Origin of the sequence: Pantoea sp. CTOTU49201 (genome assembly GCF_032054795.1) — a bacterium.
GTDB lineage: Bacteria > Pseudomonadota > Gammaproteobacteria > Enterobacterales > Enterobacteriaceae > Pantoea > Pantoea symbiotica.
Genome location: NZ_DAMBSA010000264.1, coordinates 1 through 6,732, shown reverse-complemented (window position 1 = coordinate 6,732; position 6,732 = coordinate 1). Strand labels below are relative to the sequence as shown.

The window sequence follows — 6,732 nt, the reverse complement described above, 5'->3', positions numbered from 1 at the left end:
CTCAATACTGAATACCGCCAACGTCGCGGTTAATCGACCATCATACCAGGCGGATTTCAGGCCGGTTTCATAGCTTTTACCGGTAACCGGCGACAGGTATTTGCCGCTGATATCGCGGTAGGTTTGCGGCAGGAAGATCGAGGTATAGCTGCCGTACGCCGACCATGTATCGTTGATGTCATACACCAAACCAGCGTACGGCGTGGTGTTATTTTTGGTCATATCGCCGCTGCTGCCGTTGGTGCTCCACTGCGTATAGCGTGCACCAATAATCAGCGACAGCGGATCGGCCAGCGAGAAGCGCGCGGCGGTGTAAGCGGATTTCTGGCGGATGGTATCGTCGGCATTCTGATACCAACCTTGCCACTGCGGCTCGGCGATATTGCCATTCCAGCTGTTGTTGAAAATGCCCATATCGCCTGAGGCGATATCATAGTTTTCCAGATCGGTAACGCCATCCTGGCTGTAAGTCGCATTGTGCTGGCGGCTGTAGCTCACGCCCGCCATCAACTGATGCTGGCGCCCTAACAGCTCAAACGGGCCGCTGGCGTAGCCATCGAACGAATCCATCTGGCGTTTGCCGCGATCCATGCTGCCGTAGCCGGTGGTGCCTTCGCCGCTGTCCTGATCAGGGCTGCCCATGACATACAGCAACTTATCGTTGAAGGTATTCTCCGCGTGCGTGCCATTGACGTGGATGTTCCAGCCGTTATCGAAGTTATGATCGATGTCGGCGAACACTTTGCGCGAATTGGTGTTGTAGCGTGCCCAGTTGGCGGCGGAGTTGAGGCTGCGATCGTAATGCGTGGTGGCATTGTTGCTATAGAACATCGGCAAGCCGCCCCACGTTGGATTGCCGGTGTTGGCATCTTCGTAGTCGTAGCCCAGCGACAGCGTAGTGTGTTCGGTGATATCGGCATCGATCACGCCGTAAAGGAACTTTTTGGTTTTGTGGTAACGATCGAGCCAGCTGTCTTCATCGCTGTAACCGGTCACTACGCGGCCGCGCAGGCTGCCATCCTGATTCAACGGCGCAGAGAGATCGGCAACATAACGCTGTTTGTTCCAGCTGCCGTAGCTGGCGCTGACCGAGCCGGTGAAGGTTTTGCTGTCGGCGTGTTTGCGTACCATGTTGATCGATGCTGACGGACTGCCCGCGCCGGTCATCAATCCGGTGGCACCGCGTACGATCTCAATACGATCGTAAATGGCGGTATCCGAGGCGGCATCGCCGTAGTTCCAGTTGTCATTAACCGACGTGGGAATGCCATCGAAGGAGAAGTTGGTGACTTTAAAGCCGCGCGAATAGTATTCCGAGCGCTCGCTATCGATCAGGTTAGTTGAGATGCCGGTGGCGTTGGTCAGCACATCGTTCACCGATTGCAGGTTCTGATCCTGCATGCGCTGCTGCGTCACCACGCTCATCGACTGCGGCACATCGCGTGGCGTTAGCAGCAATTTGGTGCCCGCACGCGTGGTTTTTACCGCGTAATCCTGCTTTTCATTGTTATCGCTGTCGCCGGTTGCCGATGCATCGACCACCAAATCCTGCTGCGAATCGCTTGCCGCCTGCGCCATGTTTGGCGCAAGCAGGGCATGAATCGTCACCGCCAGCAGTGAGACGTTAAAGGTTTTCCTGATGCCAGACATAAAATTTCCTGTTGAAACTTGTGTTATAGGAAGCTGTTTTGCTTAGTTTTTTATTGTTTGCGTTGTTACTTATCAGCCGGAAAGGGCGGAAGAGAAGACTCGCAAATCGCCACTGCGTATTTATTGAGAAAGCCAATGATAATCATTTGCTTTAAAGAATCTGCGGAAGGTTTCAACTGCAATTGTAATAATGTGTAAGTGGGCTTGGAATCAATGGCTTACGGATAAAAATAACCTGTTAATTGCTAATGTTTTCATATTTTTAAGGCGATATCAGGACGTTTTTGGCGAAAAAAGGTGTGCGGCTGGCAAGCCGGGATTCACCGCAAAGTACGGAAGATCGTCGAGAAAGTTGCTAAGTTTATGCTAATGCGTATGATTCTCATTCTTCTTGTATTTTCCGTACGCGCACGCGCGCAACGGAGCCGTTCATCCATTGATGGAGTTGAGCATGAAATCGTTATTTAGCCCGCGCAAAGCCGCCTTAGCTGCAGCGATCGTCGCTGCTTTCAGCCTGACCGCTTGCCAGGCTCCGGCTAAAAAAGCCGAAGCGCCAGCCGCTGCTGCCAAGCCAGTTGATACTTCTCTGACCCAGCGCACCTTGGGCGATGGCCTGTATGAAATGGCGTACTCGCCTGCTGCGAAAGCGTTATACGTTGCCAGCGCGCAGAGCTTTAAAGACGTGAACGGCGGTGTGATTTATCGTCTCGACCCAACCACGCTGGAAACCAAAGGCGTGACGCATACCGATCTGAAAAACTTCGGTACGGCGATCGATGAAGCGGGCAGCGTGTTCTACACCACCAACTCGTTGGATGGCGCCATCTCGAAAGTGGATGCGCAAAGCGGCAAAGTGCTGGAGCGTTTAGTCTTCCCAGGCAAGAAAGATAAAGAAGGTTATCCGGCGGGCGCGCGTGAAGTGCTGTGGCACGGCAACGAGTTGTATGTCGGTCGCGTGGCCGATCCGGGTTACATCTCGGTGGTTGACGTGAAAACCTTCAAGCTGAAAGCCACCATCAAGAATGCAGGAAAATGGGTAACCGGCATCATCTATTCTCCGCTGACCGAGCGCATTTACGCGACCAACGGTGCGGGCGAGATTCTGGTGATCAATCCACGCACGCACAAAATTGAGAAGCGCTGGACGGCGGGTGATGGCAAAGAGTATCTGTTCCTGAATATGGCGGAAGATCCGGCAACAGGTCGCCTGTTCGTCACCGACGATTCGAAAGGCAAAGCCACGCTGGTGTTTGATGAGCGCTCTGGCAAAGTGATCAAACGTATTGAAGGCGATGCGCTGGCTATCAAATTCAACGCCAAGCGTAATGAGATCTACATCAGCCAGCGCGAATCGAAGAAAGTGCTGCAACTGGATGCCACTACGTACGCGGTGAAAAACAGCTGGTCGTTTGATAACAATCCAAACAGCCTGCTGATTGGCCCAGACAACAACACGCTGTATGTGACGTTGAAAGCGGAGTTCAACAAAGACTCCTCAACCAAAGGCCAGGATCAGATTGCACGCATCGCACTGAAATAATCCCCTCAAGCCGTAGCGATAATTCATGCCCTCGTAAGAGGGCATTTTTGTTTTCGATGGCTTATAACTGTGCAGGTTAAGCTGTTTTCCCCTGTTAATGACGAATAAGGCGCTGGCTATGTTTAAAGGATTGAGTGCGTTTCCCCTGACTCCGCTGAATGCTTCTGGTATCGATGAACAAGCTTTTCTTAACATTCTTGCACGGCTTACTGCAGCAAAAGTCGATTCGCTTGGCGTGCTGGGATCCACCGGCAGCTACGCCTATTTCACGCGCGAACAGCGCAAGCGCATTGCGACGCTGGCGGTGCAGCATGCGGACGCTATTCCGGTGATGGTCAGCATTGGCGCGGTGAGCACCGACGAAGTGCTGCGACTTGCCGAGGATGCGCAACAGGCCGGCGCCAGCGCGTTGCTGCTGCCTGCAGTTTCCTATCAGAAACTCACTGATGACGAGGTGTTTGGCCTGTATCAGGATGTCACGCGCCACGTTTCGCTGCCGGTGTGTATTTATGACAATCCAGGCACCAGCCACTTTGTGTTCTCCGATGCGCTGCATGCGCGTATTGCCACGCTGCCGCATATCGCTTCCATCAAAATTCCCGGCGTGCCCGCCAAAATTGCGGCGGCGACGCAACGGGTAAAGGCTTTACGTGATCAATTACCGCAAGACGTCACGATTGGCGTCAGCGGCGATGCCTTTGCCGCAGCAGGCCTAATCGCCGGTTGTGAAGTGTGGTATTCAGTGTGCGGCGGACTGTTCCCACGCACCGCCAAAGCCATGACGGATGCGGCGATGGTCGGGGATTTTGCGGCGGTGGCGGAACAGGGACAGCGGCTCGCACCGCTTTGGGCGCTGTTTACCCAACACGGCGGCAGTATTCGCGTCATCGCTGCGGCGGCCAGTGCGCTGGGTCTTGCTGAATATGATTGCCTGCCGCGCCCACTGCATTCGCTGTCGGCGGCGGATGTGGCGGAAGTGAAAAGGGTGATTACAGAGCTCGAGCTGGCGTAGTGATAATGAGTTGATTAACTGTGATCGCACTAATAGTTAATCTGATAATAGTTTCAATGGTTATTATTGTTTCCATCGAAGGCGCACAGCCTTCACATCAAACAACCAAAGGAATACAACCATGAAAACTATCAAAACTCTGACTATCGCCGCTGCTGCCGCTCTTTCACTGATGTCTGCTGCCAGCTTCGCACAGACCGTTTCAGCTACCTCGCTGACTCTGGATGGTGCTGAAGCCAAAATCGCTGCACAGGCGAAACAGAATGGTGAGCAATACAAAATTCTGGAAGCAAGCAACGGTAACGTCGTACATATGACTGCAGAACTTTACAAATAACGGATGGTTGCATATGGATGTGCCAGAACAGGTCGCCTACGGGCGGCCTTTTTTGTCGATAAAGCGCCAGTAACTGTATAGTTACGTAAGTTATCGTGATCGCACTAATGGTTAATATTGAAACGATAACATCAGTTATTATTATTCTCATCGAAGGCACACAGTCTTCTATTTAAACCACTAAGGATTATGACCATGAAAACTATCAAAACACTGTCTATCGCCGCCGTTGCTGCTCTTTCAATGATGTCTGCTGCTAGCTTTGCACAGAGCATTTCAGTTCAGTCTTCAACTCTGGATGGCGCAGAAGCGAAAATCGCAGCTCAGGCTCAAGAGCAGGGCGCACAGTACAAAATCACCAGTGCCAACACTAACAACCGCGTACACATGACTGCAGAGCTGTACAAATAAGTTAGTCGCACAAGCCGTTGTGTTAAGGCCGCCTCCGGGCGGCTTTGTTGTATCTGCATGTCCGTAAATGGCCTGCGCATGTCCCGCCGTTCGCTGGCGCTCTGTGTATCATCAACCTAGTTCTCCTCTACACGGATATCGCATGAAAACCTACGTCAGCAAAAACTTCTCACCTGCTAAAGCCTGGGATGCGTTAGACATCGCCAACTTCGGCGGCACTAGCGTGCGTTTGCACTGGACCAATAAACCTTACAAGTGGCACATCAATGATGGCGAAGAAGTGTTTGCGGTGCTGGATGGCGCGGTAGAGATGCATTACCGCGAAGCGGGCGAGGTGAAGAAAGTGCTGCTCAATAGTGGCGACATTTTTTACGCCAGCATCGGCACTGAGCATGTTGCGCACCCGCAAGGCGAAGCGCGCGTGTTAGTGATCGAAAAAGAAGATTCGGTTTAACGCGCCACTAGCGCTTCAATCTCGGCTTTTGCCTGCAGCAGCGACGCCAGCAAATGCGCGAACTGCTCATCAAAACGCAGGTGGGTAACAGCGATCGCGCGCTTCGTCCGGTTTTACTCGCCGCACTCTGCTCGATGATGTGTTTTTTCACCGCCGTGATCATGTTGCCGCAACGTTTTGTCGTGATGGGCATTGATGCCGCGCACATTGGCTATTTTCTCTCTTTCGTTTCGCTGGTGGCGGTGCTGGCCGCCGCCATCATGCCCGACGTGTCGCAGCGCTTTGGCAGTTATCCGACCTTAGTAATGGCGTTTATCTGTTATCTGCTGGCGCATCTGGAGTTTGCCGCTGCGCCAAACATGGTGCTGTTTATTCCGGGCGGCATTTTGTTGGGCATGGGATTTGGTCTGTCGATTCCGCTGGTAAATCATCTGACGGTGGAGATCAGCCAGCCGCAGGAACGCGGCCGCCAGCTGGCGCGTTTATCGATGGCGATTTTTTCCGGCCAGTTTCTCGCGGCCTTTATGGCGAATCTGCCCGGCGGTTTCGTCAGCGCCTTTGCTGCCGCCGCGCTGTTAGCGGCAGTTAACGTTTTTGCCATGGGGAAAGTGGGGCGCTCGGTCACTGTATGATTTGATAATCGTGCGAAAAGTAACCGCACGCGCGAATCGGGCGCTGTGTGGCGCGAGGCGAGTTTTATCCACAGGATAACGCCGACTCTACGCACGGGGATTGTGGATAACCTTGAACGGTTTGGTTTTTTTCGTGGAAGATGGGCAGTTCAGCAGAAAAAAAGGGTTCACGCCGAACGTGAACCCTTAATGATTAAATACTGTGGCTGGCGACGTATCGGTGCGCACCCTACGAAAACCTTTCCAAACATCCTAAGGGTCGCCATTTATGGCGACCGTTTTACGCTTAACTGATAGCATTCACAAAGCGGCGCGTTATCTGCTGTGGACGCGTTATCGCGCCGCCTACCACCACCGCATGTGCCCCCAGCGCCAGACAATGCGCCGCCATTTCCGGGGTTTCAACATTCCCTTCTGCAATCACCGGCACCTTTACCACAGCTAAAACCTCACGCAGGAAACGGCAATCATCGGCGGCCAAATAGCAGCCTTGTGTTTCTGCGGTATAGCCGTGCAGCGTGGTGCCGACACAATCGAAACCTAATTCCGACGCCTGACGCGCTTCTTCCACCGTGGCGATATCAGCCATCAGCAGCAGTTGCGGATAGCGCTGGCGTATCGCCGCCACCAATGCCGGCAGTTGCAAATCGCCAGGACGCGTGTGCAGCGTGGCATCCAGCGCAATCATCGCCGGAT

Annotated in this window: 8 protein-coding genes; 6 read left to right on the top strand and 2 right to left on the bottom strand. The window is 53.3% G+C overall.

Annotated elements, in window-relative coordinates:
* A partial coding sequence (gene fhuE, locus RTY00_RS17045) for a ferric-rhodotorulic acid/ferric-coprogen receptor FhuE (RefSeq protein ID WP_312665228.1) occupies positions 1-1,650 on the bottom strand: 1,650 nt, incomplete at its 3' end.
* 451 nt (positions 1,651-2,101) lie between these two features.
* On the opposite strand from fhuE, the gene RTY00_RS17040 reads away from it, so the two are divergent.
* From RTY00_RS17040 to RTY00_RS17015, 6 genes are all read left to right on the top strand, one after another.
* Positions 2,102-3,190, top strand: coding sequence for a hypothetical protein (locus tag RTY00_RS17040; protein WP_312665227.1), 1,089 nt, complete (start codon positions 2,102-2,104; stop codon positions 3,188-3,190).
* Between the two features lie 118 nt (positions 3,191-3,308).
* Positions 3,309-4,202, top strand: a complete 894-nt coding sequence (locus RTY00_RS17035) for a dihydrodipicolinate synthase family protein (protein ID WP_312665226.1) — start codon at positions 3,309-3,311, stop codon at positions 4,200-4,202.
* A gap of 121 nt (positions 4,203-4,323) precedes the next feature.
* The gene (locus RTY00_RS17030; RefSeq protein ID WP_007890154.1) at positions 4,324-4,539 is read left to right on the top strand and encodes a YdgH/BhsA/McbA-like domain containing protein; all 216 of its coding nucleotides are present in this window, start codon (positions 4,324-4,326) and stop codon (positions 4,537-4,539) included.
* A 195-nt stretch (positions 4,540-4,734) separates the two neighbouring features.
* Positions 4,735-4,950, top strand: a complete 216-nt coding sequence (locus RTY00_RS17025; RefSeq protein WP_154157496.1) for a YdgH/BhsA/McbA-like domain containing protein — start codon at positions 4,735-4,737, stop codon at positions 4,948-4,950.
* A 142-nt stretch (positions 4,951-5,092) separates the two neighbouring features.
* Positions 5,093-5,404, top strand: a complete 312-nt coding sequence (locus tag RTY00_RS17020; protein WP_312665225.1) for a cupin domain-containing protein — start codon at positions 5,093-5,095, stop codon at positions 5,402-5,404.
* 53 nt (positions 5,405-5,457) lie between these two features.
* Positions 5,458-6,036 (top strand): MFS transporter, encoded by a 579-nt coding sequence (locus RTY00_RS17015; RefSeq protein WP_312665224.1) that lies wholly within the window; start codon positions 5,458-5,460, stop codon positions 6,034-6,036.
* Positions 6,037-6,322: 286 nt separating this feature from the next.
* Here the strand turns inward: RTY00_RS17015 and RTY00_RS17010 are convergent.
* Positions 6,323-6,732, bottom strand: a 410-nt coding sequence (locus RTY00_RS17010; RefSeq protein ID WP_312665223.1) for a nitronate monooxygenase, incomplete at its 5' end; no start/stop codon positions are given.

Bases quoted from the DNA above. Each gene is read 5' to 3' on its own strand.
- RTY00_RS17035 (WP_312665226.1), top strand. From the start codon at position 3,309: ATGTTTAAAGGATTGAGTGCGTTTCCCCTGACTCCGCTGAATGCTTCT.
- RTY00_RS17020 (WP_312665225.1), top strand. From the start codon at position 5,093: ATGAAAACCTACGTCAGCAAAAACTTCTCACCTGCTAAAGCCTGGGAT.
- RTY00_RS17040 (WP_312665227.1), top strand. From the start codon at position 2,102: ATGAAATCGTTATTTAGCCCGCGCAAAGCCGCCTTAGCTGCAGCGATC.
- RTY00_RS17015 (WP_312665224.1), top strand. From the start codon at position 5,458: ATGCGCGAACTGCTCATCAAAACGCAGGTGGGTAACAGCGATCGCGCG.
- RTY00_RS17025 (WP_154157496.1), top strand. From the start codon at position 4,735: ATGAAAACTATCAAAACACTGTCTATCGCCGCCGTTGCTGCTCTTTCA.
- RTY00_RS17030 (WP_007890154.1), top strand. From the start codon at position 4,324: ATGAAAACTATCAAAACTCTGACTATCGCCGCTGCTGCCGCTCTTTCA.